We start from the raw sequence: 24137 nt of genomic DNA, 5'->3' as shown, positions 1-24137 counted from the left end.
CTAACTTTCTTCCACCCTCCGCTGCAGGCGTTCCACCGTGAACGTCAGCCAGCGCGAGGGTACCTTCTTCTGACAGAAATCGAAGTCCTTCCAGCTGGTCCACACGGACTCGGGCGTGTATCGTCCGTCCTGATCCTTCTTGCCCTCGATCACGGAGAGCATGTCCCTGAACCGTTCGTCCCTGAGGACCCATGGATAATGGCTCAGCGTCTCCGCCACGCTCAGGACGTCATACCACACAAAGGGCAGCTTCAGCTTCCTGAAGTCCGTGCCCATGAAGAACATGTAGGGATGCCTTTCCCGGCTGTCCTCCCAAAGCGAGAGCAGTGATCCAGTGATGCTCTTTGCCAATTCCTCGCTCCCCTTTCGGTCCAGCTGGGCGATGGCCTTGAGCGTGTAGAGGCTGGCCAGCGGACAAGGGTCGTCCTTCCGGCCGGGTCCGCGGAAGCTGCCCAGCTCCGGGGATACCCGGCAGGGCATGCCGTTGTCCCTGGACATGGACGATAATGTCCTCATTCCCTCTTTTCCATCGAAGGAGGGAAAGCAGCGGGACATCGAATATAGGACCAAAGGCGTATCGCACAAGGACCAGGCCAGTTCCGTCTCCCCGGAACCGCCGAAATGGACCGGCGTTCTATTGGGAAAGCGGGGCAGGCCGTTCACCATCGAAGACTCGAGCGATCTCAAGAGACGGTCGCCACCGGCGCTCTCAAGGTCCACCCTCAGGTCGGCAAGGAAGGCGAACTTGTGCAACGGATGTCCGGCCGATTTATGGTTCGAAATGAACGGCCAGGGCCAGTTAGTCACCTCATTGATGATGCTCCTTATCCTGGGATCGTCAACGATGCGCGCGGTGTCGGTCCTTTCCCCTAGCACGTCCCTTCTCACCACGGACGCCAATACAGGATCTCCTTCCAGGTACCATTCCAGGTTGCCCGAGCGAGCGTTCATCCTGTTTACCATGACCTGCCAGGATGAAAATCGTTTCGCCGACCTACGCCAATTTCTGTCGCTGGTCGCGTAGATATTTATACGGAACTCCTCATGAGAGGCCGAAATGAACGCCGCGGAACGCATCCAGGAGCTGAAGGCGCAGCGCAAGGCCATCATCCTGGCGCACAACTACCAGCCGCCAGAGGTGCAGGACATCGCCGATTACGTGGGCGACTCCCTAGGCCTATCCCAGCAGGCGGCCAGCACCGACGCTGAGGTCATCATATTCTGCGGCGTGGACTTCATGGCCGAGAGCGCCAAGATCCTCTCGCCGGGCAAGAAGGTCATACTGCCGGAATCAGAGGCCACGTGTCCCATGTCCGCCATGTGCACCGACCTCGAGCTCGCTCCGATAAAGGAGAAATATCCGGAGGCGGCCATCGTGGCCTACGTGAACACGTCGGCAGCGGTCAAGGTCCTCGCGGACGTTTGTTGTACATCATCCAACGCCGTCAAGGTCGTAGGGAAGATGCCGCAGAAGCAGATAATCTTCGTCCCCGACCGGAACCTGGGCGCCTACGTGCAACGTTTCCACCCGGACAAGGAGATACTGCTCTGGCCCGGTTACTGCCCGACGCACCACGACATATCGGTGCAGGACCTGAAAGAGCTGAAGCGACAGCACCCCCAGGCCAAGCTAATGGTGCACCCGGAGTGCACCCCCGAGGTGATCGACCTAGCCGATCACGTATCCTCCACCGAAGGCATGATAAAATACGCCAGGATGAACGAGGCCAAGGAGTTCATCGTCGGCACGGAGGTGGACATGACCTACCGCCTGAGCAAGGTCGCCCCGGACAAGAAGTTCATCCCCATTCCCACAGCGATCTGCTCGAACATGAAGCGGACGACCGTCTCATCGCTCATCAAGGCCCTGGAGACCTTGTCCCCGGAGATAACCCTGTCACCAGAGATCATCGAGGCGGCCAGGAAGCCCTTGGAGCGCATGATGGAGATAGGCCGCGGGGATTGATTTTTAAAAAATAGATGCACTTATAGCAGACCGTTCAAAGCATCGTAGATGAACATCAGGGCGAAGACCACCATGAGCACGCCGGAACCGGCGATGACCCGCTGATGCCAGGTGGTGCTCCACTTCCCCTTGGTGTCGAATATGGTCATGCCCACGAACCCCTCCCACAGGAAGTCGCAGACGATGTGGGTGACGATGAACAGAGGCAGCATCCACAGCCCGAAGGAGATCGCCGTGGTGGTCAGGGCGGCGCCCACCGTGGCCCACCAGATAAGCCATCCAGGATTGGAAGCGGTGGTCATCACTCCGGCCCAGAAAGGATTGGTGTACTTCAGGTCGCAGCTGGCGAGCACTTCCTTGCGTTTGCGCACCATGTCGTAGCCCATGTAGAGCAACAACGCTCCGCCCAGGAGGCCGATGACGGCGAAAACGAAATCGTCCCGGAGGAACATGGAGAGACCAAAATAGATGGCCACGATGGTCGGTATCTCCACACAGGCATGGCCGAGGGCGATCTTCCAGCCCGACAACCTTTCCTTGAAGCCGAGGGCGATGGTCACGGCGAAGACCGGTCCAGGCATGAGCACTCCGGAGAGGGAGATGATGGCGACGGATCCCAGGAAGAAAAGGGCGGAGTCCAAGCCATCACCTCAGATGTACCATTCCACGGTCAGATTGATGTATTCGTCCGGGGACATCTCCCGCAGGACGGCGTTCTCCACGTCGATTATGGAGACGCTGTGGATGCGGGAGTTCAGGATCTCCTCCAGGCTCACTGGCGGGTTCGTGTAGTACATGTCGCAGTAATGCTTCACCAGCTCCATCTCCTCCGCGCTGCGGTCCCGAGGCGGACGGGTGAAGAAGGGCATCAACGGCATGATATAGTGCGGCGGGGCGGCCAGGGAGAACTTGTGACAGTGATTGCTGTACCGGGCGATCTTGGAGGCGATCCTGGCCCGTATGTAATCCATGGGGTCCAGGGCGTGGGCCGGAGGCACGTACCCGGTCTCCACCTCCACGATCAACACGCCTTCCCCCTTCCGGGCGTAGACGTCGCAGCTCAGACCGGCGTCGATCATGTGCTCCAGGTCCACCTCGTACCCGTCGAGCACCAGATACTTGGCCACGACCATCTCGAGCACGGAGTGGTTGATCTTCAGCAGATTCATCTCCTTCAGGTCCAGCAGCCGCTGCTCCAGTTTGCGAAGGGACTCCTCGTATGGTCCGTCACAACCCGAGACCAGTTTGGTCATCAGCGTTTCAAGGTCCTGGGAGAACTTGTCCAAAAAGAAACCTCTGCTGGGTAAATCACGAGCTAATGTTTACCTTTTATGCTCCTTGCACACCACCAGGGTGAGGGTGGAGCGCACTCCCGGCAGCTCCCGGATCGTGGAGATGGTCCGGCTCATATCGTCCTCGCTGGAGGCCTGGACCTTGGCCACTATGTCGTAGACGCCGTAGACGATGTAGCACTCATGCACTGCGGATACCTGGCACAGGGAGTCCATGACCTTCCCTTCGGCGCCCATCTCGATGGTCATAGCCACGATTGCGCTGTTCATGATAATGCTATGAACCGAGGTTGAAATCAAACTTGCCGCCGTCTGATGAAGAAGGTGGACGACGGTAACGTAAGTCTCACTCCTCAGCCGAGGGCTGGAAGACGTCGGTTATGGTCCCGGTCTCGCAGGACACGCTGAAGCCGTATCCTTCCGAGGTTATCTCGTGGGCCACGCACAGGGAGTAAGGCACTCCCACGAAGCTGTCCTTCATCACATTTAGGGGCTGTTGGTTCATGTCATCCCTCTTTTACTATCGCGGAATTAGTGATTATAACCGGACGGGACATAACCATGCTGTTCGGCAATCCTCAGCGACCTGAGATTACTGTCTAATTTCAGACATTTAGCCGTCCCGCATTGAGAAACGTTTATTGCTGCACAGAAGGTAACCGCACTAGTCATTGGACCATTTATCGGATCGATGAAGAGAAGAGGGTCAGCTGATCCCCCGGGAGATGATGAACCCTATGAGTGCAGAGATCCCGGTCCAGGACCTCATTCCAACTTCTTGATGGTGATGTGCAGGCCGGGTGTCCGGTCGCACTCCCCGTAGCACTTGCCGGCGGTGATGCGCACGACCTGCGAATCGTCTGGAATGAGCACGTTGGTGATGCCGTCCAGAGCGGCTCGGATCAGCTTGTCCAGGTCCGGCCGCTTGGTGTTCATCTTCCATTTCCTAGGTTGGCTCTTCGGCTTGGTGAAGACGAAGTCCAAGGTCACCTCGTACGCCAGGCGGCGGTCGTCGGAGAAGAAGTTGATGGGGCGGAGCTCGTTAGCCCGCTGCGCCTCCGTGGCGATGCGGTTCCTCCACTTCTCGGTGTTGGCGTTGGTGTGAGTGGTCACGACCCGCTCCAGCTTCTTGATGTAGAAGGCCTTGGTGGACCCCTGCGGTACCGGCTCACCGGCCACGAAGAACCCTATGGTGCCATGGTCAAAATGGTCCTCATGGTAGCCGACGTACTCCATGGGCCCGGACTCATAGTCCTCAGCGTCCGCTCCTTCGAAAACCACGTGCATCCCAGAAGGGATATGAATACAGCAAGATTTATAATTTAGCTGCTAAGCTCAATCTACATCAAAGAAAAGGAATTATGGAAGGAGGTTCAGGGGACCAGTCGGTTGCGGTCCCTGGGGAATAGTATGGTCTCCCGGATGTTGTTGAGGCCCAGCATCTTCTGCACCATGCGCTCCACGCCCAACCCCCATCCGCCGTGCGATGGCATGCCGTAAGCGAAGGCGTTCAGGTAGAACTCGAAGGACTTGGGGTCCAGACCCTTCTTCTCCATCCTGGCCACCAGGCGGTCATAGCGGTGCTCGCGCTGCCCGCCGGAGGTTATCTCCTGCCCCTTGTAGTCCAGGTCGAAGGAATAGGAATACGGCGTGCCGTCCTTCTCCATGATGTAGAACGGCTTCGCCTCCTCGGGGTACTCGGCGATCCAGTACATCTCGTGGCCGTCCTGGGCCATGAGGTCCCCCAGCATCTTCTCCCCTTCGGTACCGAGGTCCTCACCCAGGTCGATCTTGAAGCCGGCGTCCTGCACTATACCGATGGCCTTCTCGTAGGGCACGATGGGGTAGGGCGCCTTGGGCACCACGACCTCGCTTCCCAGCATGGTCAGGGAACGTCCCGCCCTCTCCTTGACCTCGGAGATGACGAACTGGGTGCAGCCCTCGATCATGGCCATGACGTCGTTCTGCGAGTCTATGTGGGCCATCTCCCCGTCGAAGCTGATGAACTCGGAGACGTGCCGGGCGGTGTCCGATGGTTCCGCACGGAAGGCCGGGCCGATCTCGAACACCCGGTCCAGACCGGTGGACATCAGCATCTGCTTGTAGAGCTGTGGTGATTGCGCCAGGTAAGCGACCTTGCCGAAGTAGTCCACCTTAAACAGGGTAGAGCCACCCTCGGCCCCGGACGCCACCAGCTTGGGGGTGAAGACCTCCACGAAGCCGTTGTCGGCCAGGTACTCGTCGATGAGGCGTAGGGTGAGTGACTTGATCTCGAAGACCGCCCGCACTTCCGGTTTCCGAAGGTCGATATAACGGTGGTTGAAACGGGTCTCGAACTCCACGTACACCTTATCCACAACTCCCATGGGCAGCGGGGTCTGGGCGGAGCTAATTACTGTGACCGAGGACGGGACGATCTCGTAACCGGACTTCACCTGGGCGCTCGCCTTGACCGTTCCGGTCACCCGGACAACGGACTCCCTGGACAGTGATGTTATTGCTTGCATGACCTCCGGGGCGATCTTCTTCTTAGGCGCGGTGATCTGCACCACGCCGTAGCGGTCGCGCAGGATAAGGAAGGAGATGCCGCCGAGGTTGCGCACCTCCTGGGCCCAGCCTTCAACAGTGACCTCCTTGTCGTACTCGTTGGCGGTTATGGACCTGGAATCATAGAGCATGTGAACCATCCTTGACTGAATGGCTCGATAACGCCGCCGTTACATATAAGAATTGGCGGCGATGGTCTCCATCGCCAATCACGGAGGGCCAATCGAAAGCTTAAAGCCCGGTCCGAGAAAATGCCGTCCTATGCCTGTCAAGGTCACCATCGATCAGAGCGAATGCACCGGTTGCGGTATCTGTTACAACGACGAGTGCCCGGACGTCTTCATGGAAGGGGACGACGGCAACTCCAACATAAAGCAGATGTACCAGAAAGGGGACAAATCGGTCGGTGAGGTCCCGGACAGCTTGAAGAGTTGCGTCAAGAACGCCGAGGCTTCCTGCCCCTCCTCGTCCATCAAGGTGGAGTAGGCAACTTCACAAATCATTTCCCTGATTTTTTAACCGTCATTCGACGAAATCTGGGCATCAAACATTATATATCCATGCAGTAATTCTGAGAAACCAAGGTATGGGAATCTCATGTCTCAGAAGGTTACTGTCTCTGTCATAAAGGCTGACGTAGGCTCGGTCGCCGGACACTCCAAGCCGCACCCGAAGATGATGCGCATTTGCGAGGAGATACTCGCGGACGGAGTGAAGTCCGGGGTCATCAACGACTTCTACGTGACTCGGGTGGGTGACGACATCAACTTGTTCATGACCCACTTTAAGGGCGAGAACAACAAGGAAGTTCACGCCCTGGCCTGGTCTGCGTTCCAAGCCGCGGCCAAATTGGCCAAGGAGATGAAGATGTACGCCGCCGGTCAGGACATTCTGTCGGACGCCTTCAGCGGCAACATCCGTGGCATGGGCCCCGGGGCGGCCGAGGTCGAGTTCGTGGAGAGAGGCGCCGAGCCCATGGTGTTCTTCATGGCCGACAAGACCGAGCCGTCCGCCTACTCCATGCCGCTGTCCCGCATATTCATGGACCCCTTCACCACCACCGGTCTAGTAATAGACCCCCGGGCGCACGAGGGCTTCCGCTTCGAGATAGTGGACGTCATGGACTCCAAGAAGATAGTGATGTCCGCCCCTGAGGAATCTTATGATATCCTGAGCCTGTTGGGCGATACCAGCAGGTACGCCATCAAGCGGGTCATGAGCAAGGACAAGAACCTGGGCACCAGCGCCGTGGTCAGCACGGAGAAGCTGAACATCTGCGCCGGCAAGTACGTCGGAAAGGACGACCCCGTGGCCGTGGTCCGCGCCCAGAGCGGCTTCCCCGCCGTGGGCGAGATATTGCAGCCCTTCATGTTCCCCGCGCTCGTGGCAGGCTGGATGCGCGGCTCTCATTACGGTGCATGGTATCCCTGCACCGTGGCGGATTCCAGCCCCACTTATTTCGACGGACCGCCGCGGATCTGCGCTCTCGGGTTCCAGATCAGCAACGGTAAATTGCAGGGATGCGAGGACCCCGATGGACCTCTGGGCAAGAAGGAGCCGGTGGATTATTTCGCCGACACCGTCTGGGACGAGGCGCGCAGGAAGGCCGTCCGCGCCAGCATCTACATGCGCCAGCACGGACCATTCATGCCCTCCATCCTCGGTCCCGAGGAGATGGAATACACCACCCGCCCGGCCGTACTCAACAAGTTGAAGGACAGGATGGAGAAGATTGACTGAGCTCAAGACTCCGGTCATTGTCATCAACTTCAAGGTATATTCCGAGGTCGAGGGAACCGGGGCTTTGCGTCTGGCCAAAGAGTGCGAGACCGTGGCCAAGGAAAAGAAGGTCAACTTCGTGGTCTGTCCGCCCATGGTGGAGCTTTCCAAAGTGGCCTCCTCGGTCTCCATACCAGTTTTCTCGCAGCACGTCGACCCGAGAGCGCCTGGTTCCATCACCGGGTATGCATCCCCCCAGAGCGTGAAGGCCGCGGGGGCGAGAGGAACGCTAATCAACCACGCCGAGCACCGCATGAAGTTGGCTGAGGTCAAGGCAGCGGTGAACATGTGCAAGGAGAACGACCTGGTCAGCATCGTCTGCACCAAGGATGTCAGGACCTCCAGGTTGGTGGCCAGGTTCGCTCCGGACTTCATCGCCGTGGAGCCTCCAGAGCTGATCGGCGGCGACATCTCCGTGACCACCGCCGACCCCAAGATCGTCAGCGATACGGTGGCAGCGGTGAAGGGCGTCGACCCCAAGGTCAAGGTGTTGTGCGGCGCCGGGGTCAAGAACGGCAGGGACGTGGTCACGGCGATAGAACTGGGCGCCTCGGGCGTGCTCCTGGCCTCAGGAGTGGTCAAGGCCAAGGACGTCAAGGCCGTGCTCATGGACCTGGTCGCTAGCCTCTGAAGCCTGATTGCACTGCGTTCGCTCTTCTCATATCAATTCTATCGCGACCGCATGCGCATCTTTTCGGCGACCATTGTAACGGTCATGGTCCTCCTCCTCTGCCTTCCAACCCTGCCGGCAGCCTCGGCCGCGGACACGGCCCCTTCCACAGGCCAGGTGCTAATAACGCGGGTATGCCCCACCTATCCGGGCGAGTTCATCACCTTGACCAACTTCGGTTCGGCGGTAGACCTGAAAGGGTGGAGGCTGAGCGACGGCGAGGGCAGCGTGACGTTCAATTCATCCTTGGTTCTAACTGCCCATGCTAACCTTACATGGTGTCAATCACCGGAGAGGTTCGCGGCCCTGTACCCCGGGGAATCATATGTGGATGTGAACACCACCATCACCAAAGGGACCCTCAAGCTGGCCGATGCCGGGGACGATGTGACGCTATTCGGGCCGTCCGGTTCTGCCGCCGATTCCGTTTACTACGGGAGCGCTGAACCCGCTTCCCCTTGGCGTGGGACGTCGGTCCCGTGCAAGAAAGGGGAGATGCTGGTGCGGACGGACGAGGCCATCGACCGCAACTCCTGGTCCTCCGACATACCTGGCGTCTACTCGCTTAGCACCGGAACGGTGTCCGTCGAGGCCACCCCCATCCTGTACCCGGACGACGGGCTCACCTCCTTGGTCAGGGAGATCGACCGGTCCGAGGCGTCCGTGCATCTGACGGCATACATCCTTGAGAACTGGACCATAGCCCGTCACCTGTCCATGGCCGAGGCCCGAGGGGTGCAGGTCACCTTGCTGTTAGAGGGGCAGCCAGTAGGTGGGATCTCCAACAACGGGGCAGCTCTGGTCTATTACCTTGACGAGGCCGGCGTGGAGGTGGCCGTCATGCGCTCCAGTGATAGCTTCCGTCGTTACGATTATCTGCACGCCAAGTATGCTGTGTTCGATGAGAGGCGGCTTCTGGTGAGCTCGGAGAACATGGCCGATTCGAGCTTCGAGAGCAACCGAGGTTGGGCGGTCGTCGTTGAATCACCTGAACTGTCATGTTACGCTCTGTCGATCTTCCAAAGAGATGCCGCTGGAACGGGAGTGGACATATTCCCGTTGGAACTCAGCGTCGCCTATCAGGAAGGAAGTCCGGGAAGGTCATTGTCGTACGACAGCGAGGTCCGACCGAGCGTACCGGCCTCAGCCTCCCTGATGTCATCCCCGGACAAGATAGGGGAGATAATGGAGAATCTGTTCATCAGGGCTCAGCACCGCATACTCGTGCAGCAGATGCGCATCGACGAGGATTGGCTGGAAGGGAACGACATCATGGACGCGCTGCTCCTGGCCGCGGAGCGCGGAGTGGAAGTGAAAGTGCTACTGGATGCCGGTATGGGCACCGAAGAGTCCAACGAGGAGGTGGTGGAGGCCCTCAATTCCCTGTCGGTAAGCAACGGATGGGATCTGGAGGCCCGCCTGACCAGCGATCAGTCCCCTTTCGACCGCATGCATAACAAAGGGGTCATCGTCGACGACACGGTGCTGGTGGGCAGCGCCAACTGGGTGGACAACTCCATGTGGCAGAACCGGGAGATGGCCATGATGCTGACGTCCGCAGAGCTGACCGAGACCTTCTCCCAATGGTTCCACGAGGATTGGCTGGGGGACGCCCTGCCCCCGGACATTGTCCTTCCTTGGCGTTATCTTGAGGTTTCTGATGGCGAGGCGGTGATACTTGATGCGACGTCCTGCTCCGATCCCTCGGGAATCTCGGATTTCGCCTGGGACCTTGACGCGGACGGCCTTCCAGACGTCCACGGACCGCTGCAGGCCATCGCCCTGCCCGAGGGGGAGCATGTACTTACCTTGACCGTCACGGACGCTCTGGGAAATCAGGCCAACACCACGCTGACCGTGGTCGTGGCTAAGGGCGCTGACGGCATTCCCTCGGCCTTGCTCTACCTCCCCATACCGGTATTGGGTTTGCTCCTTCTGCTCGGCCGCAGAGGTAAAAGGGTTAAGTAATGAATAGGAGGATTGGCCGCCGTTGCTGATCCGATACTATCAAAGCCGGGACCTGCCCGGCATTTGCCAGCTGGCCGCAGATTCGTTGCGGGAGCGTTACGACCCCAGCCTCTTCTGGCAGCTGGTGCCTTATTGGCCAGAGGGCCTAATCGTCATGGAGGACATGGGACGTATTGTCGGCTTCGTCTTCGGGATTATGAGCGGACAGCAGCAGGCTCGAGTGCTCATGCTGGCCATCTCCAAACCATATCAAGGCGGGGGTCTAGGTACATTGTTGACGCAGGAGTTCTTCCGGGAGTGCGGGAAAAAGGGGATAAGGCAGATATCGCTCGAGGTCCGGGTCAGCAATCATTCGGCGATGCATTTCTACGAACGCCTGGGGTTCTTCAGCGTGCGCCGGGCCACGCACTATTACTCCGACGGCGAGGATGGCATCTTCATGATGCGCTACCTCTAATGGAACATGGAGTCCTTGGTCTCGTTCCAGAAATAGTAAGGTGATTTCTCCTTTTGGGCCGAGGATATGTCCGTTCCCAGCCCTTTTGTATAGGAGCCGTAGCGGTCCTTTATCTGCTCTTCAGCGGTCTTGCTGCGCTCCACCGCCTTAGCGATGTGCCCGGCGTTCATCAGCTCGGCACCGTCGCCTACGGCCAGATCGCCGGCGGCGCGGATGAGCCCTCCTAGCTCCCTTAACCTGAGGGTAAGGGCGTTGTTGATGCCGTCCACCTTCACCGCCCTGACCCGAGCTTCCTTTATTATCGCCTCTATGGCCGAGGCGTCGGCGTGCGGTATGCGCCCGTCGGAAGTGATCTCCTGAGCGATAAACTGCACCAGCTTCCCGCGGTTCTCTGGCGTGTCGGGCATGGCAGTGTTCACCAGCACCTCGTAGCCGTTGCCGCAGATCCGGGAGCGCAAAGGAGACAGTACCTGTTCGAGGTCCTGAATGTTGCACGCACCCACGAAAATGAAATTGCAGGGAACGTTCTCCACTTTGACGCTAGCTCCGGAACTTTGCGGGTTCCGTCCGGAGATGGGAAAGCGGCGCTCCTGCATGGCAGTTAGAATGAACCTTTGAATGTGGCCGAGGTGCGGCAGCTCGTCGACGAACAGCACGCCCTCATGTGCCTCGTGAATAGCTCCAGGAACCACCCTGTCATACGGCTGCGTGCCCAGTTGGGCATGACCTCCGTAAGGATCGTGGCGAACATCGCCCAGTAGCTCCGTCTCGGACGACCCGGTAGCAAGAACGAACGGGTTGCGGTCCAGGCGGACGATGACCTTGCGCGGGGATTGACGTTCCCAGTCCCGACGCTTCTCGAGGGCCTCTTGGTCCAACACCCGGATCATCTCCCCGCATCTTTCGAAGACGACCACTTCCTCCTTGCCGAAGCGAGTGCGGGTGGTAGTTACGCGTTCCTTCCCAGCCGATCCGGCCATTCCGGTCACGTTCATCTGCTCGAACAGTCCGGTCATCAGGTCCCCAAAGGGATTGTTGGGGGTGGAATCAGTACCCTTGGGCTTTTGGCATTTGGCGCAGGTGCGCTCTTTCGGAGAAGAATAGGTGCCGCAGTTGCGACATCTGTATCCCAAACGCTCGGCCACGTTCACCGGGGCGTTCTTCGGTTCGATAAGCTCCCCCTCGGCGAACTCCTTGGACTTCGATTCGTTGCGGACCTCGTCCTCGTTCTTGACCTCGACGAAAGGCCGTTCGGGGTTCTCCGGGTTGTGCACCACCCTGATCTCCTGGGTGGGGCGGGAAAGGTGCAGCGCCAAGGCCTGCGCGATCATGGACTTGCCCGTTCCCGGGGGTCCGACCAGCAACAGGTGCCGGCGCTGCTTTGCAGCGATGCGGGCCAAGGTGACGGCCTCGTCCTGTCCGATCACCCTTTGCAAAGGGTCGGCGGGGATGGCCACCTGGGCGGTGCTCTCTACACCGCGCCAGTCCACCTTGTCCGTCTCGCTCATGTTCAGTTCAGGTCGTCCTTGGACCAGACCTCGGTCCCGGTCGGCTGCTTGGTTATGTTGCCCATCTTGGTGCCGACGATGGTCCCGATCTTCAGGTCAGAGGCCAGGTCCAGTATCCTCTGGGTTATGATGCCGTCGAAGACGACCGCGGACACCGGTTCCTTTTCCTCCTTCAGGGTGTTGACCAGCTCCTTAACTGCCACTTCCTTGGACACGCCGCCGGTGGCGTCGATTATGCGAGCCTTGGAGGAAGATGCCAGCTCATTGATCATTCCCTTGAACTTCTCCTGCGCCGCAGAAAGCTGCTTGCGGGAGACGGGCTTCCGCTCTTCCAACTCCTTCTCTTCTACGAAGGGCTTTTCCTGGCGATCGGCCCTGGGTTCCCTTTCCTGGCGGGGTTGTTCGGCCCTCGGCTCCCTTTCGGCCCGAGGCGCCTCGCGTTCGCGGCGATCCTGGCGATCGGCCCGGGGCTCGCGGTCGGACCGCTCCCGGCGCTCCTGCCTTTCCTGGCGGGGCTGCTCGAACCTCGGCTCCTTCTCGGGCAGAGGCTCGCGTTCCGGTCTGGATACGGATTCGTCCTTATCCTCCTTATCGCGATCGGCCTTCTCGGCCTTCTCGAAGCGCTCCAGTTTCTCTACCTTGTCCGCGCGCGGCTCCAGCCTCTTCTCCTTGTCCTTACCGTTGCCCTCGCCTTCCACACCGAACATCTCCATGAACTGGTCGCCGGGGATCTTGTTGCGCAGGCACTTCATGATCTGCTTCTGCGTCAGCTCCTCGACCTCATGGGCGCGTGGGGCGCGGGCCACGAAGTCAACTTCGGCCACCTGGAACAGCTCGCGCAGGATTAGCTCTCCGCCCCTATCGCCGTCGACGAAGGCGGTTATGACCCTCTCCTTGCTCAATTCCATGATGGTCTTGGGAACGTTCGTTCCCTCCACGGCTATGGCGTTCTTAATGCCCGACTTCAGCAGGTTGAGCACGTCGGAGCGGCCCTCCACCACGATGATGGCGTCGGACTCGGCCACGTTGGGGCCGGCCGGCAGATGGTCCTTGCCGTAGTAGGTTATTTCCTCTACCTGTACGGACTGGCGCACGCTCTCGGTGAGATCGATCCCGCTGGTCTTGGACTGCTTTATCAGTTCGGTAAGCAGCTCCCTGGCCCTCTCGATGATCTTCTCGCGCTTTACCACGCGTACGTCCTCGATGCTCTCCACGCTTATCTTGGCCTTGCACGGGCCCACCCTGTCGATGGTCTCCAGTGCCGAGGCCAGGATAACGGTCTCGACTTGATCTAAGCTAGATGGTATCAGTATCTGTCCTTCGGACTTGCCCTGCTTGGAGTGGACGTCCACCTCGATCCTGCCGATCCTGCCGCTCTTCTGCAGGTCCCTCAGGTCGAGCTCGTCGCCCAGCAACCCCTCGGTCTGTCCGAATATCGCTCCCACCACGTCCGGCTTCTCGACTATGCCGTCAGCGTTCAGCTTGGCCTTAACCAGGTACTTGGTGGTGCTTGGGTCAATGTTCATTGTGTCACCTCATTTAGGCCGAAAAAAGTATCCGCTCTCGTTTACCAATTGCAACTATACTCTCAGGACCATGACTTGGGCGGTCCTGAAAGTGGTTTCCATCCGCATCCCGGCCGCAGCTGGCCACGTAAGGAAATGATTATAGTGATCATGATATAGGAGAGCCCGGAGTCCTTTCCAGGCCTTGATTTAACATATCAGTTAAAATTACAGATGTTTATATACTTTGTGCCGTGGCGGCCGCCCACAGAGAATTCTGGTCCCCGAACCATCAACCGCCCGAGGCCACTTTGATGATGCGCAGGCGGTCGCCGGGGAAGACAAGCGCGTCCAGCGGCACCGGGGTCTTGCCCCGGACCACGATGTGCGCATCCGGGTATAGTCCCAACGAATCGAGCATCGCCTCTACGGTGCACCCTTCCGGCAACTGCATGACGCTCTCCTTACGGCCGATCTCCACCGTGAGCTCGATCTCGCTCATATGTCACCGCTCAAGCGCTCCGTCGAATTAATCTTTTCTGACGGTGGAATCGTAAAACCGTCAAGATTGAAATACGAGTACGGAAATGCCCAAACGGGCCAAGGTAGCCTAGTCCGGAAAGGCGGTAGCCTCGAATCGGCCCCCGGGCCGAAGGGACAGCTACTGACTTCACGTCTCGGGAGTTCAAATCTCCTCCTTGGCGCCATTCCAATTCTCAGTAGATGCCTTTGAAGAAACCGGGGCCGAGCAATCTTTCCTGTATGTCGTTGGCGAACTCCTCAGACACGAGATAATAGTTCTTGCCGAACCCCTTGTTCATGAACTTCTCGTACTGAGCGTGCACCAGGGCATCGGTCTCCAGCTGTAGGCAGTTCTCGATGACCGGGAAGACCTGGTTCTCCTCCTCACTGATGTGCACGGTCATGTGGTCGACCAGCTCCCGAGCCTGCGACTCCAAGGTCGGTACGTTGCCCTCGTCGAGGGCCTTCAAGGCCTTGTGGATCATCTTACTGGCCTGGGCGTGCTCCTTCTTCAGGCGCTCCAGGGTCTCGGTCATCTTGGGACATTCCTCGGCCGCGGCCGGAAAGAGGAACTTCTCCTCCTTGGCGTGGTGAAAGAGGTCCAGGAACTGCTCCAGGAAGGAAATGGCCTCCCTGAACTCAGGCAGATGCTTGGCGACCCGGTGGGTGCGCACTACCTCGCCCATCACGTCCAGCACCTGTCTGACGATCCCGTGTTCGTATTGCAGTATGGTGACGGAGATCCTCATGATGGAAACAAAGTCTTCTTACCTTTTTATTGATTTTGACAGGAACGCTCAGTGCCCGTAGCCGTCCAGGTCGATAGCAATGCGCCGGTAGCCCAAAGGCTTCAGCTTAGAAGCAATGTCGTTATGGGCCTCGAACAAACGGGTCAGCTCCTCCGGGGCCACCTCGATCCGCGCCCAATACTCATGGTCCCTGACCCTGAGGTCCTTGAAATGGTACGAGGATAGGAGGTCCTCGGCCTTGTTGATACGGCGCAGCTGTTCCGAGGTGATGCGCACGTCGTGCGGGACCCGTGTCGCCAGGCAGGTGGTGCTCGGGGCGTTCCAGTTGGGCAGGCCTAGCTCCTTGAGCAAAGAGCGCACCTCTTCCTTGTTCAGCTTGGCCTCGACGAGGGGTGAGCGAATGTTCATCTCCAAGATCGCCGCTCTCCCCGGACGCACCTCCTTCAAGTCGTCCATCTGGCTACCCTCCAATATATGGATTATTCCCAGTTTTTGGCTCTCCTTCTTGATCTTTTGGAAGATGGTGTCCTTGCAGACATAGCAGCGGTCGTCCCAATTGCGCTTGAAGAGCTCATCGTTCACCGGATCGATCTTGAGGAGGACCACCTCCACCCCCAAGCTTTCGGCTATCTCCAAGGCCTTCCTCTGTTCGATAGGGAAGAATATCTCGCCAATGGCCATGAAGGTCGTGACCTCCGCCTTGGAATCAAGGGCGGCCTTCAGCAGAAGGGTGCTGTCCGTTCCTCCCGAGAACGCTATCGCTACCTTCTCCATTTTCTTGATGGATTCGACCAGCGTGTCGTATTTCTGCCTCGCCTCGCCCATTGCCATCTACCGGTGATGGGAACGACGTTATTTATTAAGAGCTTGCCTTATTATGTTCATATGCCCGGAAATCATTGCCGTCGGCGCGGGGGGCCGGGGCGGCCGATGAAACCTCGTTTCATCCAGGGCAGCTCCGATTTCGTAAGTTTCGCCCCCCGGGGAGGGACAGGGCGCGATCCGATACAACTTGAGCTGGACGAAATGGAAGCCGTACGGCTCGTCGACTACCTCGGTCTTAGCCAGGAAGAGGCCGCGACCAGCATGGGAGTGTCTCGCGGAACGGTGTGGAGGTGCGTGGACAGTGGACGGCGGAAGCTAGTGGCCATGGTGGTGGAGGGGCGACCTCTCACTGTTGGACGAGACTCGGAAGATGCAACAGGGAAAGACGATTAGGTAACCCTAAATTACTTATAATATTGTGATTATGCACAATATAGACGCCGTTAAGACATTGGTGTAAGGAGATGTATAAAATGCCGTACAAAGATGGAACTGGCCCGATGGGCGCCGGTCCGATCGGCCGGGGTATGGGTCCCTGCTACGCGGACGGTAGGACCTCCGGGATGGGCTTTGGAATTGGTCGCAGCCGCAGGGGCGGCTTTGGGGGTCGATGCTATCCAGCGGGAACATTGAAGGTCGACCAGCGCCAGACGCTCGAAATGGAAATGGAGATGCTGGAGAACCGCCTGAAGGTTCTCAAGGACCAGCTGTCAAGATCGGAGACCTACTCCCCATGAAGGTCGCTGTCACTTCCAGCGGGCCAGAGCCGGACTCCCTGATGGACGACCGATTGGGACGCTGCCCTTACTTCATGATATTGGACACGGTCAACGGGCAGATGGAATCGATCAAGAACACGGCCGCGGACGCCTCCAGCGGAGCGGGCACCAAGGCCATGCAGATCCTGGTGGACCAGGGGGTCAGTGTCATCATCACCGGCCGGGTAGGGCCGCATGCCACGGCCATGCTCGACGAGACCGACCTAGAGGCCGTCACCGGCATGTCCGGCAAGGTCCGGGATGTCCTCGATGATTTCAAAAAGAAGAGGGGTCTCTAACTCTTTCTTCACTTCTTTTTCAATCCAGTTTTAGTAAGATTCCGCTGCCCTTGCGCTCAACCGCACGCTTGCTTATCTCCTGCCACACGCGCTGGAACTCCAGAGCCGCGGGGGAGCGGGGGAACATAGAGGGCAATGGACGCATGGCCTTGATGGCCTGCAGCACCGAAGGATCGTAGGGTATCCTGCCGACTACCGTGACCTCGTGCGCATGGCAGCTCTCCTCGATGCGCTTGGTCATTCCTGGATGGAGGTCCCACTTGTTTATAGCCACGCATATCGGAATGGAGAAGTGATGGGCTAGTTCTACGAGCCGCAATAGGTCATGCTCCCCGGACTGGCTCGGTTCGGTTATGGCCAGGATCAGATCGACCCCAGCGATGCTGGCGATTGCAGGGCACCCTGTGCCTGGCGGGCCGTCGATGAGCACCATATCCAAACCATCCGACTCCGCAATGTTATCGGCCAGATGGCGCACCTCGGTGACCAGTTTCCCGCTGTTGGACTCGCCTGGTTGAAGCTCGGCGTATACCATGGGCCCCTTCTCAGTGTCCAGTATGAATATCTCCCCGGACTTCTGGCGGAAGAGCTCCACCGCCCCTTCCGGGCAGACCACCTTGCAGGCCCCGCATCCCTCGCAGTGAATATCATTAACGTGGAAATCGGATATGGCCCCGAACATGCAGCTGTCCTGGCAGCGCCCGCATTCGATGCACAGCTCGGAATCGATGCGCGCCTTCAACCCCCCACGGTAATCGCTCTTTTTAAGCAGCCTTCCCTTCATGGTCAGGGCCAGGTTGGCCGCGTCGACGTCGGTGTCGACCAGCACCAGTTCCTTTGAGTACCAGGCCATGGAAGCCACCGCGGTGGTCTTTCCCGTGCCTCCCTTCCCGCTCAGGACCGCTATCCGGATCATCGGCGCCGCCCCTTGATGTCCAGGAAAAGGTCTATCAACCTTCCTTTTATGTCAGGCAAGGCATCGAGCAACGTGCCACCGTTGGCGTAGCACTCGGCCACTCGGCGCTCGAACGGAATCCTCATGAGTATCGGCACTCCGGTTTCCTTGCATAATCGTTCTATCAGGCCATCGTCTTCGAATGAGCGGTTGATGAGCACCCCGCAGGGTACCCCCAGTCGTCGGCAGACGGTGATCATGGCCCGCAGGTCGTGCTCGCCAAAGGGGGTCGGTTCCGTTACGAGCAGAGCGAAGTCCGCCCCTTCAATGGATTCCACCGCCGGGCAGCTGGTGCCAGGTGGGCAATCGATGATGACCAGGTCGTCCTTCTCCTGTTTGATCCGGCGGATGATAGGGACCGCCAACGCTTCCCCGGTCAAAAGCTCGCCCGAACAGAAACGCATGAGCTTGGCCGTACCCAGATGAACCGTCCCCACCGGTCTTCCGGACATAGTGATAGCATCCTGCGGGCAGACCAGGCGGCAGACCCCGCAGCCGTGGCAGAGGTTGGGCATCAGCTTGACCTTCTTGCCCAGACGCACCATGGCCCCGAACTGGCAGCTCTCAACACATTTTCCGCAGACATTACATTTACCAATGTCCACCACCGGATAGGGCACCAGGACCTCCTCTCGGAAGCGGTATTCCGGCCGCAGGAACAGATGGGCGTTCGCCCCCTCCACGTCGCAGTCCAGGAACGTCAGCGGGCGGTCCAAGGCCAGTGCCAAGGCGCAGGCCACGGACGTCTTTCCCGTGCCCCCCTTACCGCTGGCCACCGCTATGATCATCAAACTCTCCTTAATGGCTGTGTTCCTGGCAGGCGTTGTCGTGGTCCGCCCGCGGCAGCTTGCCGGCCTTCCAGGCCTCGAGGGTGTCCTTGACCGTGCCTTGGGCGCCCACATGGACCTTCATCCCCAGGGAGGCCAGCATGTCCACGGCCTTAGGGCCGAGGCCCGAGCACAGAACGACCTGCACCCCTTCCTTGGCCAGCAGCTCAGGGGGCATGCCGACCCCGCCAAGATGCTCACTAGTGTTGTCCACGAAACGCAGATCGCCGCTCTCGGTGTCCACGATGGCGTAGGCCGGCACCTTTCCGAAATGCGCTCCGACCATTGCTGACATGCCCAAACGGTCCATGACTGGAACAGATACTTTCATGATTTGACCTCTATCTAAACGCCGTTCATAAGGTGCCCGGACTTAAAGCTAATCCCTGACCGTCCCGCATAACGGTAAAATACGCCCCCGCACCTCCCAGGTAACGATGAACGTCCGGGACGTCTTGGAAGAATATCGCCAGGGAAAGATCGACCTGCGCAGGGCGGAGCAGCTGCTGCGCATGGACTTCCTGGAGAGGGTGGGAGAGCACACTCTCTTCGATCACGCCCGCGAGGCCCGCCGGGGCATCCCCGAAGTGATCTGGGGAGAGAACAAATCCCCACAGATGGTGGCCGAGATAGTGCAGGTCGCCCTGCAGGACCGCGACGCCGTCCTGGTCTCCCGAGCCTCTCCTGAGCACCTAAAAGCCTTACAGGCGGCGGTCGGTCCGCAGCACCTTCACTACATCGAAGGCTCCCGGATGATCGTGGTGGACCGCAAGCCCGACCGCGAGAAGATAGGCAAGATAGGGATACTGACCGCCGGCAGCTCGGACATCGCCGTGGCCGAGGAGGCCAAGGCCATGGCCGAGGTCATGGGCTGCGAGGTGCTGACAGAATACGACGTTGGCGTGGCCGCCCTGCACCGATTCCTCGAGCCGTTGTCCAAGATGCTGGACCAGGGCGTGGACGCTCTGGTCGTAGTCGCCGGGATGGAAGGGGCGCTGCCCACCGTCGTCTCCGGCCTGGTCGACGTTCCAATAATCGGCGTGCCCACGTCCGTAGGTTACGGTTACGGAGGGAAGGGGGAGGCGGCCCTCATGGGCATGCTGCAGACCTGTTCTCCCGGACTGGTGGTGGTCAACATCGACAACGGGATCGCCGCCGGGGCCACGGCCGCCCTCATCAGCCTGCGTTGCCAGCGTCAGAGGTGAAATCACGGAGGTCCCTCGCCCGCTCATGCCCAGGGACGTCCTGGCGGCGCAGGCCTTGATGGCCAACACCTGGTCCCATCTGTTGAAGATGCAGACGGGCATGGATATCGCCTATCCCGTGCGTCCGGCCGTCTGGTACTCGGCGCGCATGGCGCACGAGCCCGGAGGATGCCTGTGCATAGAGGAGGACGGACGAATCGTGGCCACCGGGTTCTGCCTCAGCTGCGGCACGGTCGGTTGGATCGGTCCCATGGAGGTACATCCCTCCTACCAGGGACGGGGGTACGGCAGCGAGCTGCTGCTGTCTCTCGAGACCTACCTGGCAAGCAAGGGATGCAAGGTCGTGGGCCTGGAGACCATGAAGGATATCGCGAGGAACGTCTCCTTCTACGCCCAGGGCGGGTACGCCGAGAAGAACGACATGCTCTACATAGAGAAGGACTGGCTCGAAGGTCAGGACGCCGGAAGGCCGGAAGAAGGGCAGACCGATGCCAAGGAGGTCCGGCGGCTCGCCGGCACCATATTCCCAGGGTTCGATCCCTCCAAGGAGTTCCTGATCAGCGAAGAGACCAAAGCGGGCAAGACGCTCAGTTCCGAGGGCGCGGTCGCCCTGCTACTCACCGACCCTATATCCGGCTCGGGCAAGGCCTACCTGCGTACCCTGCTGTCCGAAAGCTATCAGCGTTTGAACGAGTCCCTGGACCTGGTGCAGAGGGCGGAAAGGGAGGCGCTGTGGTCCGGGGCCCGGTCGATATTTACCATAATATCCACGGATAGCGAGCTTCTGCCCTATCTCCTCCGCGGCGGGTACCGCCCCAAAGGTGTCGACGTACGCATGATGAAGGGCAGTTTCAACACCTCTCACAACTGCTCCATCATTTCCTGGTCAGGTTAAGGGTTTTTTAGTCATCACCACGGCCAATACGCTGCAGGTCATCCTTTATTCAATTCTCGGATACGACGGTCCTGAGCATGGTCAAAACTCCTTGCATGGGCGATAGCTCATTAAGAACCAGTTCCATTATGCCGCTCATGAACGACGAGGCTGAACAGGAGGAGCGGTTGCGCCGGGTGCTGGCCAGGGTGAAGGAGGAGTACGGTTTCATTCCCCTGGTGTCCGAGGTGATGTCGGAGCGTCCGGACATCTACCTGCCCTATTCCGAGATATCCAGCAACCTGTTCTTCAAACCCAAGCACATAGACCGGCGCACGGCGGAACTGGCGGCCATCTCCGCCGGGGCCTCCCTCGGCAGCGAGAACTGCCTGGGCGTACACATACCGCAAGCCATGAAATTGGGGGTGAACGAGGAGGCTATATTGGAAGCGATGCTCATCGGGGCTTTCATGAGCATGAACCGCAGCAACTCCATCGCCTTCCGCTGCCTCAAGAACGCCAAGGAAGGGAAGGAATGAAGCTCTCCGAAGGCAAGGTAGGCAGGGTTCTGGTCCTGCGCTTGGAGGAGGGCGAGATACTCCACGAGTGCGTGGAAAGGGCGGCCGCGGAGAAGGGCGTGCTACGAGCCACCGTTATCGCCATCGGAGGGGCCGACAAGGGCAGTAGGCTGATTGTTGGGCCGAAGGACGGTCGAGCCGAGAAGATTGAACCTATGCAGGCGCAACTGGCCGGGGAATCGGAGATCGCCGCGGTGGGAACGATATTCCCGGATGAGGACGGCCATCCATCGCTGCACATGCACGGCTCTTGCGGACGCAAGGGTCGAAGCATCACCGGCTGCGTCCGCGCCGGGGTCAAGACATGGTTGGTTCAGGAAGTAATTATCATCGAGCTGCTGGGCCTGGGTTCCAGGCGCGTTACCGATCCGCGAACCGGGTTCAAGCTGCTGGAACCATGATCAGAAGGCGTCCACGCAGCGTAATCCTTTCTCCGCGCACTTTCGGCGGATGAAGGCCTCCAGCCCCTGGTAGTCCTTAAGGCGGTGCGCCCGTTCCAAGCGGTCCGCTGTGCCCTCCATGCCCTGCCTGGCCCGTATGTCCTGGTACATTCCCGGCCGCGGGCGGAAGCGATCCAGCATTATCCATCTTATCCCAGTTCCCTTCAGGGCGTCCAGGAGCTCGGCGGCGTCCTTCTCTTCCAGGACCGGTAGCAACGGGCCCACCAGGGCGTAGGCGTTGACGCCAGCCTCGGCCAGTTGCCTCAACGCTTCCAGGCGCTTGCCTGGCAGGGGGGCGCCGGGCTCGAACTCCCGGCTCAGTTGGTCGCTCACCGAAGTGACGGTCAGCCCGACCTCTCCCTTGAGATCCTGGAACAGGTCAAGGTCGCGCAGTATCAGGTCCGACTTGGTGAGGGTGGAGACCTTGAGCCCATGAGGTATGATCTCCATGAGGCAGCGCCTGGTTATCAGCAGGTGCCTCTCCGCCTCCTGGTAGGGATCGGTGACCGTCCCCAGCCCAATCGTCCCGGTCTTTCCCTTGATCTCCTTGGCCAGCACTTGGGGCAGGTCTGTGCGAGCCTGCACCTTGGTCCATTCGGAGCGCAATCTCTTCGTCACATACGGCGCGTAACAGTACAGGCAATCGTGCTCGCATCCTACATAGGGATTGAGAGCATAGTCCAGTCCGGGCAGGCGCGAGGGCGGGAGGGCCACGCGGGTGCGGACCTCGGCGACCCTGCACGCCTTGGGTATCGGGTACCCCTCCTCCATGGCCAGAAAGAGGTCCAGGTCAGACATATTCGTCCAGCCTCCGCTGGTGCTTGATGTCCTTCAGCACCTCGCTGTGACCGACCCAGGTGGGGATCGGTATGTCCATGCGGGTCTGCACATGTTCTAGAGATTGGTCCAGGGTGTTGAACTTCCTCGGTTTCAGTGTTAAGGCCATGCGCACGTTCTCCCGGACGTTCCAAACTCCCACCGGCAGAAGGTAACCGGGGTGTGCTTCGCGGAAGATGACCGCCCCCGACTGGTGCCTCTCCCTCTGCAATAGCTCATTCACCGCCAGGCGGGCGGCGTAGTAGCATCCGCCAATCTCGGCGTAGTCCTTCCGGCCATCGTAGAACTCATGGGAGGAGATGATCTCCACCTGCCTGCCCAAGGGGTTCCAGACGGTGTTGGGGTACCAGGCCTCGATGAGCTCGTAGCGCCAGGACGTGGGCGTGAGGAGCACGCTCCAGCGATTGTCCAGCTGGTCCCAGTCGTACACCCTGAACTCGTTTATCAGAGGGTAGGTCTTGGTGCTCTTGAGCAGGTCCTTGCCGAGAATATCATCGATGGCGGTGATGCTCCACCTGGTAGGCACCAGGCGACGGTTGTCCTCTATGCCGAAGGCCCCTACGCTGAAGGCCTTCTGGATGCGGGAGATGAGCACCTCGTTCTTGTACAGCCCCTTGACCGCCTCGGCCGCCTTGAGGTCCGTGTCGTAATACGCCTTCTCCACCCTGTGGTCGTACTTGGGGTTGGTGATGCTCAGGCGTTCCAGCTTGGCCGAGGGCCCGAAAGGCTGTATGTTGTCGTCCAGAACGATGCGCCCGGAAGGTTTCTTGGAGAAGCTGGCCTCCACGTCCACGGAGTTGATGGAGAGCGCCAGCTCCCGGGTGTAATCGACGATGCGCCCGGCGTTCTGGAACTCCTTCACGTCTACGAGATGTTTTCCCCGCACCAGACGGAAGCGGAAGTCCACGATCTCCTCGATGGACTTGCCCACCCACTGCTCCGGGGTGTCCATGATCATGGTGTCCCCCAGGTCCGGCGGCACCAACGGCCCGATGTCCACCTTGGGATAGCCGTAACGGCCGACGAAGACCCCTGGAGGCGAGCTGCCGTGCAGGTCCTGGCTGTCGATTAGCTTCTTGGTCCGGGAATGCGAGTAGAACTTGATCATCAGAGGGCAGCGGTCCTTCCCGCACAGGTTCTTGCTGCCCTTGCAGATATGGCAAGGGCTGGAGCTGACGGTGTTCACCTCCGGAAACGAGGCGGTGGCGAAGGACGGCCCCAGGGCGTTCATTCCGACCGTTCTACCGAACACAGCCTATTTGACCGTTTTCCACAGCACTTTAAAAGTGTGGGCGGTCCTTGATGATGAGCAGGGCCTCGATCGACCTTCGCCAATCCCCGGAAGAGCCGTTGGTTACCCCCGGCAGTTCGATTGCTTCGTACTCGTCCCCCTCGAATCTCAAGGCCACGACGGTCCAGGAAGGCGCACTTCCCAGTTTTGGAGTAGATATCAGGGACGCCCCGTAGCCGTTAGGGAAGCGGTAAACGCGCTGCTCCCTTCCTCCTTGCAGGTCCAGACAGGCTCTGCAATAACCCTCGTCAATGCGATAGGCATCCAGATCCTCTTCCACATTAT

At 59.4% G+C, this 24137-nt stretch carries 31 protein-coding genes and 1 tRNA gene; 14 read left to right on the top strand and 18 right to left on the bottom strand.

Features of this window, described 5'->3' with window-relative positions:
* The gene (locus NT131_04455; GenBank protein MCX6650893.1) at positions 1 to 963 is read right to left on the bottom strand and encodes a hypothetical protein; all 963 of its coding nucleotides are present in this window, start codon (positions 961 to 963) and stop codon (positions 1 to 3) included.
* Between the two features lie 94 nt (positions 964 to 1057).
* On the opposite strand from NT131_04455, the gene nadA reads away from it, so the two are divergent.
* Complete coding sequence (nadA, locus tag NT131_04450; GenBank protein ID MCX6650892.1) at positions 1058 to 1966, top strand: quinolinate synthase NadA; 909 nt, start codon at positions 1058 to 1060, stop codon at positions 1964 to 1966.
* A 20-nt stretch (positions 1967 to 1986) separates the two neighbouring features.
* Here nadA and NT131_04445 read toward each other — a convergent pair whose 3' ends face one another.
* From NT131_04445 to aspS, 6 genes are all read right to left on the bottom strand, one after another.
* Entirely contained in the window at positions 1987 to 2607 is a 621-nt protein-coding gene (locus NT131_04445) for a LysE family transporter (protein ID MCX6650891.1), read from the bottom strand.
* A gap of 9 nt (positions 2608 to 2616) precedes the next feature.
* A complete protein-coding gene (locus NT131_04440) occupies positions 2617 to 3252 on the bottom strand; it encodes a hypothetical protein (protein MCX6650890.1) in 636 nt (211 codons plus the stop codon).
* A 36-nt stretch (positions 3253 to 3288) separates the two neighbouring features.
* Positions 3289 to 3528 (bottom strand): Lrp/AsnC ligand binding domain-containing protein, encoded by a 240-nt coding sequence (locus NT131_04435; protein MCX6650889.1) that lies wholly within the window; start codon positions 3526 to 3528, stop codon positions 3289 to 3291.
* A 76-nt stretch (positions 3529 to 3604) separates the two neighbouring features.
* Positions 3605 to 3763: a hypothetical protein gene (locus NT131_04430; protein ID MCX6650888.1), complete on the bottom strand. Its 159-nt coding sequence runs from the start codon at positions 3761 to 3763 to the stop codon at positions 3605 to 3607.
* Positions 3764 to 4023: 260 nt separating this feature from the next.
* The gene (locus tag NT131_04425) at positions 4024 to 4545 is read right to left on the bottom strand and encodes a RusA family crossover junction endodeoxyribonuclease (protein MCX6650887.1); all 522 of its coding nucleotides are present in this window, start codon (positions 4543 to 4545) and stop codon (positions 4024 to 4026) included.
* An 86-nt stretch (positions 4546 to 4631) separates the two neighbouring features.
* Entirely contained in the window at positions 4632 to 5936 is a 1305-nt protein-coding gene (gene aspS, locus NT131_04420; protein MCX6650886.1) for an aspartate--tRNA(Asn) ligase, read from the bottom strand.
* Positions 5937 to 6066: 130 nt separating this feature from the next.
* Here aspS and NT131_04415 point away from each other — a divergent pair, with 130 nt between their 5' ends.
* The 5 genes from NT131_04415 (at position 6067) to NT131_04395 (ending at position 10679) form a co-directional block, all read left to right on the top strand.
* Positions 6067 to 6291: a ferredoxin gene (locus NT131_04415; GenBank protein MCX6650885.1), complete on the top strand. Its 225-nt coding sequence runs from the start codon at positions 6067 to 6069 to the stop codon at positions 6289 to 6291.
* Positions 6292 to 6402: 111 nt separating this feature from the next.
* A complete protein-coding gene (locus NT131_04410; protein MCX6650884.1) occupies positions 6403 to 7545 on the top strand; it encodes a fructose-1,6-bisphosphatase in 1143 nt (380 codons plus the stop codon).
* Positions 7538 to 8215, top strand: a complete 678-nt coding sequence (tpiA, locus tag NT131_04405; GenBank protein MCX6650883.1) for a triose-phosphate isomerase — start codon at positions 7538 to 7540, stop codon at positions 8213 to 8215. The genes NT131_04410 and tpiA overlap by 8 nt, the downstream gene beginning before the upstream one ends.
* A 51-nt stretch (positions 8216 to 8266) precedes the next feature.
* Positions 8267 to 10222 carry a phospholipase D-like domain-containing protein gene (locus NT131_04400; protein MCX6650882.1) on the top strand — a complete coding sequence of 652 codons (1956 nt, stop codon included), beginning with the start codon at positions 8267 to 8269 and terminating at the stop codon, positions 10220 to 10222.
* A gap of 22 nt (positions 10223 to 10244) precedes the next feature.
* The gene (locus NT131_04395) at positions 10245 to 10679 is read left to right on the top strand and encodes an N-acetyltransferase (GenBank protein MCX6650881.1); all 435 of its coding nucleotides are present in this window, start codon (positions 10245 to 10247) and stop codon (positions 10677 to 10679) included.
* Here the strand turns inward: NT131_04395 and NT131_04390 are convergent.
* The 3 genes from NT131_04390 to NT131_04380 all read right to left on the bottom strand — a co-directional run bounded on the left by NT131_04390 (position 10676) and on the right by NT131_04380 (position 14194).
* Positions 10676 to 12187 carry an ATP-binding protein gene (locus tag NT131_04390; protein ID MCX6650880.1) on the bottom strand — a complete coding sequence of 504 codons (1512 nt, stop codon included), beginning with the start codon at positions 12185 to 12187 and terminating at the stop codon, positions 10676 to 10678. The two genes, NT131_04395 and NT131_04390, sit on opposite strands and share 4 nt — an antisense overlap.
* A gap of 2 nt (positions 12188 to 12189) precedes the next feature.
* Complete coding sequence (gene dnaG / locus NT131_04385; protein MCX6650879.1) at positions 12190 to 13713, bottom strand: DNA primase DnaG; 1524 nt, start codon at positions 13711 to 13713, stop codon at positions 12190 to 12192.
* 271 nt (positions 13714 to 13984) lie between these two features.
* Positions 13985 to 14194, bottom strand: coding sequence for a hypothetical protein (locus NT131_04380; GenBank protein ID MCX6650878.1), 210 nt, complete (start codon positions 14192 to 14194; stop codon positions 13985 to 13987).
* 97 nt (positions 14195 to 14291) lie between these two features.
* Between NT131_04380 and NT131_04375 the strand changes: the two genes are divergently transcribed.
* Positions 14292 to 14399 (top strand) — tRNA-Ser (locus NT131_04375).
* Between the two features lie 9 nt (positions 14400 to 14408).
* Here the strand turns inward: NT131_04375 and NT131_04370 are convergent.
* Positions 14409 to 14963 (bottom strand): hemerythrin domain-containing protein, encoded by a 555-nt coding sequence (locus NT131_04370; protein ID MCX6650877.1) that lies wholly within the window; start codon positions 14961 to 14963, stop codon positions 14409 to 14411.
* Between the two features lie 48 nt (positions 14964 to 15011).
* Positions 15012 to 15794: an ATP-dependent sacrificial sulfur transferase LarE gene (larE, locus tag NT131_04365; GenBank protein ID MCX6650876.1), complete on the bottom strand. Its 783-nt coding sequence runs from the start codon at positions 15792 to 15794 to the stop codon at positions 15012 to 15014.
* A 99-nt stretch (positions 15795 to 15893) separates the two neighbouring features.
* Here larE and NT131_04360 point away from each other — a divergent pair, with 99 nt between their 5' ends.
* From NT131_04360 to NT131_04350, 3 genes are all read left to right on the top strand, one after another.
* A complete protein-coding gene (locus NT131_04360; GenBank protein MCX6650875.1) occupies positions 15894 to 16181 on the top strand; it encodes a DUF134 domain-containing protein in 288 nt (95 codons plus the stop codon).
* 80 nt (positions 16182 to 16261) lie between these two features.
* Positions 16262 to 16525, top strand: a complete 264-nt coding sequence (locus tag NT131_04355) for a DUF5320 domain-containing protein (protein MCX6650874.1) — start codon at positions 16262 to 16264, stop codon at positions 16523 to 16525.
* The gene (locus NT131_04350) at positions 16522 to 16845 is read left to right on the top strand and encodes a NifB/NifX family molybdenum-iron cluster-binding protein (GenBank protein MCX6650873.1); all 324 of its coding nucleotides are present in this window, start codon (positions 16522 to 16524) and stop codon (positions 16843 to 16845) included. Before NT131_04355 ends, NT131_04350 begins: the two co-directional genes overlap by 4 nt.
* Positions 16846 to 16864: 19 nt before the next feature.
* On the opposite strand, the gene NT131_04345 is transcribed toward NT131_04350, so the two are convergent.
* The 3 genes from NT131_04345 to NT131_04335 are packed head-to-tail and all read right to left on the bottom strand — an operon-like array spanning position 16865 to position 18958.
* The gene (locus NT131_04345; GenBank protein MCX6650872.1) at positions 16865 to 17761 is read right to left on the bottom strand and encodes an ATP-binding protein; all 897 of its coding nucleotides are present in this window, start codon (positions 17759 to 17761) and stop codon (positions 16865 to 16867) included.
* A complete protein-coding gene (locus NT131_04340) occupies positions 17758 to 18588 on the bottom strand; it encodes an ATP-binding protein (protein ID MCX6650871.1) in 831 nt (276 codons plus the stop codon). Before NT131_04340 ends, NT131_04345 begins: the two co-directional genes overlap by 4 nt.
* Positions 18589 to 18598: 10 nt before the next feature.
* Entirely contained in the window at positions 18599 to 18958 is a 360-nt protein-coding gene (locus tag NT131_04335; protein MCX6650870.1) for a NifB/NifX family molybdenum-iron cluster-binding protein, read from the bottom strand.
* A 106-nt stretch (positions 18959 to 19064) separates the two neighbouring features.
* Between NT131_04335 and larB the strand changes: the two genes are divergently transcribed.
* The 4 genes from larB to NT131_04315 all read left to right on the top strand — a co-directional run bounded on the left by larB (position 19065) and on the right by NT131_04315 (position 21685).
* The gene (gene larB, locus NT131_04330) at positions 19065 to 19832 is read left to right on the top strand and encodes a nickel pincer cofactor biosynthesis protein LarB (protein ID MCX6650869.1); all 768 of its coding nucleotides are present in this window, start codon (positions 19065 to 19067) and stop codon (positions 19830 to 19832) included.
* A 25-nt stretch (positions 19833 to 19857) separates the two neighbouring features.
* Positions 19858 to 20727 (top strand): GNAT family N-acetyltransferase, encoded by an 870-nt coding sequence (locus NT131_04325; GenBank protein ID MCX6650868.1) that lies wholly within the window; start codon positions 19858 to 19860, stop codon positions 20725 to 20727.
* Between the two features lie 137 nt (positions 20728 to 20864).
* Positions 20865 to 21245, top strand: a complete 381-nt coding sequence (locus NT131_04320; protein MCX6650867.1) for a carboxymuconolactone decarboxylase family protein — start codon at positions 20865 to 20867, stop codon at positions 21243 to 21245.
* The gene (locus tag NT131_04315; GenBank protein ID MCX6650866.1) at positions 21242 to 21685 is read left to right on the top strand and encodes a DNA-binding protein; all 444 of its coding nucleotides are present in this window, start codon (positions 21242 to 21244) and stop codon (positions 21683 to 21685) included. Before NT131_04320 ends, NT131_04315 begins: the two co-directional genes overlap by 4 nt.
* Here NT131_04315 and NT131_04310 read toward each other — a convergent pair whose 3' ends face one another.
* From NT131_04310 to NT131_04300, 3 genes are read right to left on the bottom strand one after another with little or no spacing between them, the layout of a single operon-like run.
* The gene (locus NT131_04310) at positions 21686 to 22522 is read right to left on the bottom strand and encodes a radical SAM protein (GenBank protein MCX6650865.1); all 837 of its coding nucleotides are present in this window, start codon (positions 22520 to 22522) and stop codon (positions 21686 to 21688) included.
* Positions 22515 to 23813: an Nre family DNA repair protein gene (locus NT131_04305; GenBank protein ID MCX6650864.1), complete on the bottom strand. Its 1299-nt coding sequence runs from the start codon at positions 23811 to 23813 to the stop codon at positions 22515 to 22517. The genes NT131_04310 and NT131_04305 overlap by 8 nt, the downstream gene beginning before the upstream one ends.
* Before the next feature lie 28 nt (positions 23814 to 23841).
* Positions 23842 to 24132, bottom strand: coding sequence for a hypothetical protein (locus tag NT131_04300; GenBank protein MCX6650863.1), 291 nt, complete (start codon positions 24130 to 24132; stop codon positions 23842 to 23844).
* Positions 24133 to 24137: the final 5 nt, after the last annotated feature.

Source organism: Methanomassiliicoccales archaeon (assembly GCA_026394395.1).
Taxonomy (GTDB): Archaea; Thermoplasmatota; Thermoplasmata; order Methanomassiliicoccales; family UBA472; genus UBA472.
This window is presented reverse-complemented; position numbering and strand designations above follow the sequence as displayed.

Bases quoted from the DNA above. Each gene is read 5' to 3' on its own strand.
- NT131_04340 (MCX6650871.1), bottom strand. From the start codon at position 18,588: ATGATCATAGCGGTGGCCAGCGGTAAGGGGGGCACGGGAAAGACGTCC.
- NT131_04360 (MCX6650875.1), top strand. From the start codon at position 15,894: ATGAAACCTCGTTTCATCCAGGGCAGCTCCGATTTCGTAAGTTTCGCC.
- NT131_04335 (MCX6650870.1), bottom strand. From the start codon at position 18,958: ATGAAAGTATCTGTTCCAGTCATGGACCGTTTGGGCATGTCAGCAATG.
- NT131_04370 (MCX6650877.1), bottom strand. From the start codon at position 14,963: ATGAGGATCTCCGTCACCATACTGCAATACGAACACGGGATCGTCAGA.
- NT131_04350 (MCX6650873.1), top strand. From the start codon at position 16,522: ATGAAGGTCGCTGTCACTTCCAGCGGGCCAGAGCCGGACTCCCTGATG.
- nadA (MCX6650892.1), top strand. From the start codon at position 1,058: ATGAACGCCGCGGAACGCATCCAGGAGCTGAAGGCGCAGCGCAAGGCC.
- NT131_04400 (MCX6650882.1), top strand. From the start codon at position 8,267: ATGCGCATCTTTTCGGCGACCATTGTAACGGTCATGGTCCTCCTCCTC.
- dnaG (MCX6650879.1), bottom strand. From the start codon at position 13,713: ATGAACATTGACCCAAGCACCACCAAGTACCTGGTTAAGGCCAAGCTG.
- NT131_04430 (MCX6650888.1), bottom strand. From the start codon at position 3,763: ATGAACCAACAGCCCCTAAATGTGATGAAGGACAGCTTCGTGGGAGTG.
- NT131_04315 (MCX6650866.1), top strand. From the start codon at position 21,242: ATGAAGCTCTCCGAAGGCAAGGTAGGCAGGGTTCTGGTCCTGCGCTTG.
- NT131_04425 (MCX6650887.1), bottom strand. From the start codon at position 4,545: ATGCACGTGGTTTTCGAAGGAGCGGACGCTGAGGACTATGAGTCCGGG.
- NT131_04355 (MCX6650874.1), top strand. From the start codon at position 16,262: ATGCCGTACAAAGATGGAACTGGCCCGATGGGCGCCGGTCCGATCGGC.
- NT131_04435 (MCX6650889.1), bottom strand. From the start codon at position 3,528: ATGAACAGCGCAATCGTGGCTATGACCATCGAGATGGGCGCCGAAGGG.
- aspS (MCX6650886.1), bottom strand. From the start codon at position 5,936: ATGCTCTATGATTCCAGGTCCATAACCGCCAACGAGTACGACAAGGAG.
- NT131_04310 (MCX6650865.1), bottom strand. From the start codon at position 22,522: ATGTCTGACCTGGACCTCTTTCTGGCCATGGAGGAGGGGTACCCGATA.
- larB (MCX6650869.1), top strand. From the start codon at position 19,065: ATGAACGTCCGGGACGTCTTGGAAGAATATCGCCAGGGAAAGATCGAC.
- NT131_04455 (MCX6650893.1), bottom strand. From the start codon at position 963: ATGGTAAACAGGATGAACGCTCGCTCGGGCAACCTGGAATGGTACCTG.
- NT131_04325 (MCX6650868.1), top strand. From the start codon at position 19,858: ATGCCCAGGGACGTCCTGGCGGCGCAGGCCTTGATGGCCAACACCTGG.
- NT131_04390 (MCX6650880.1), bottom strand. From the start codon at position 12,187: ATGAGCGAGACGGACAAGGTGGACTGGCGCGGTGTAGAGAGCACCGCC.
- NT131_04320 (MCX6650867.1), top strand. From the start codon at position 20,865: ATGAACGACGAGGCTGAACAGGAGGAGCGGTTGCGCCGGGTGCTGGCC.
- NT131_04345 (MCX6650872.1), bottom strand. From the start codon at position 17,761: ATGATCCGGATAGCGGTCCTGAGCGGGAAGGGAGGCACGGGAAAGACC.
- larE (MCX6650876.1), bottom strand. From the start codon at position 15,794: ATGGCAATGGGCGAGGCGAGGCAGAAATACGACACGCTGGTCGAATCC.
- NT131_04380 (MCX6650878.1), bottom strand. From the start codon at position 14,194: ATGAGCGAGATCGAGCTCACGGTGGAGATCGGCCGTAAGGAGAGCGTC.
- NT131_04415 (MCX6650885.1), top strand. From the start codon at position 6,067: ATGCCTGTCAAGGTCACCATCGATCAGAGCGAATGCACCGGTTGCGGT.
- NT131_04410 (MCX6650884.1), top strand. From the start codon at position 6,403: ATGTCTCAGAAGGTTACTGTCTCTGTCATAAAGGCTGACGTAGGCTCG.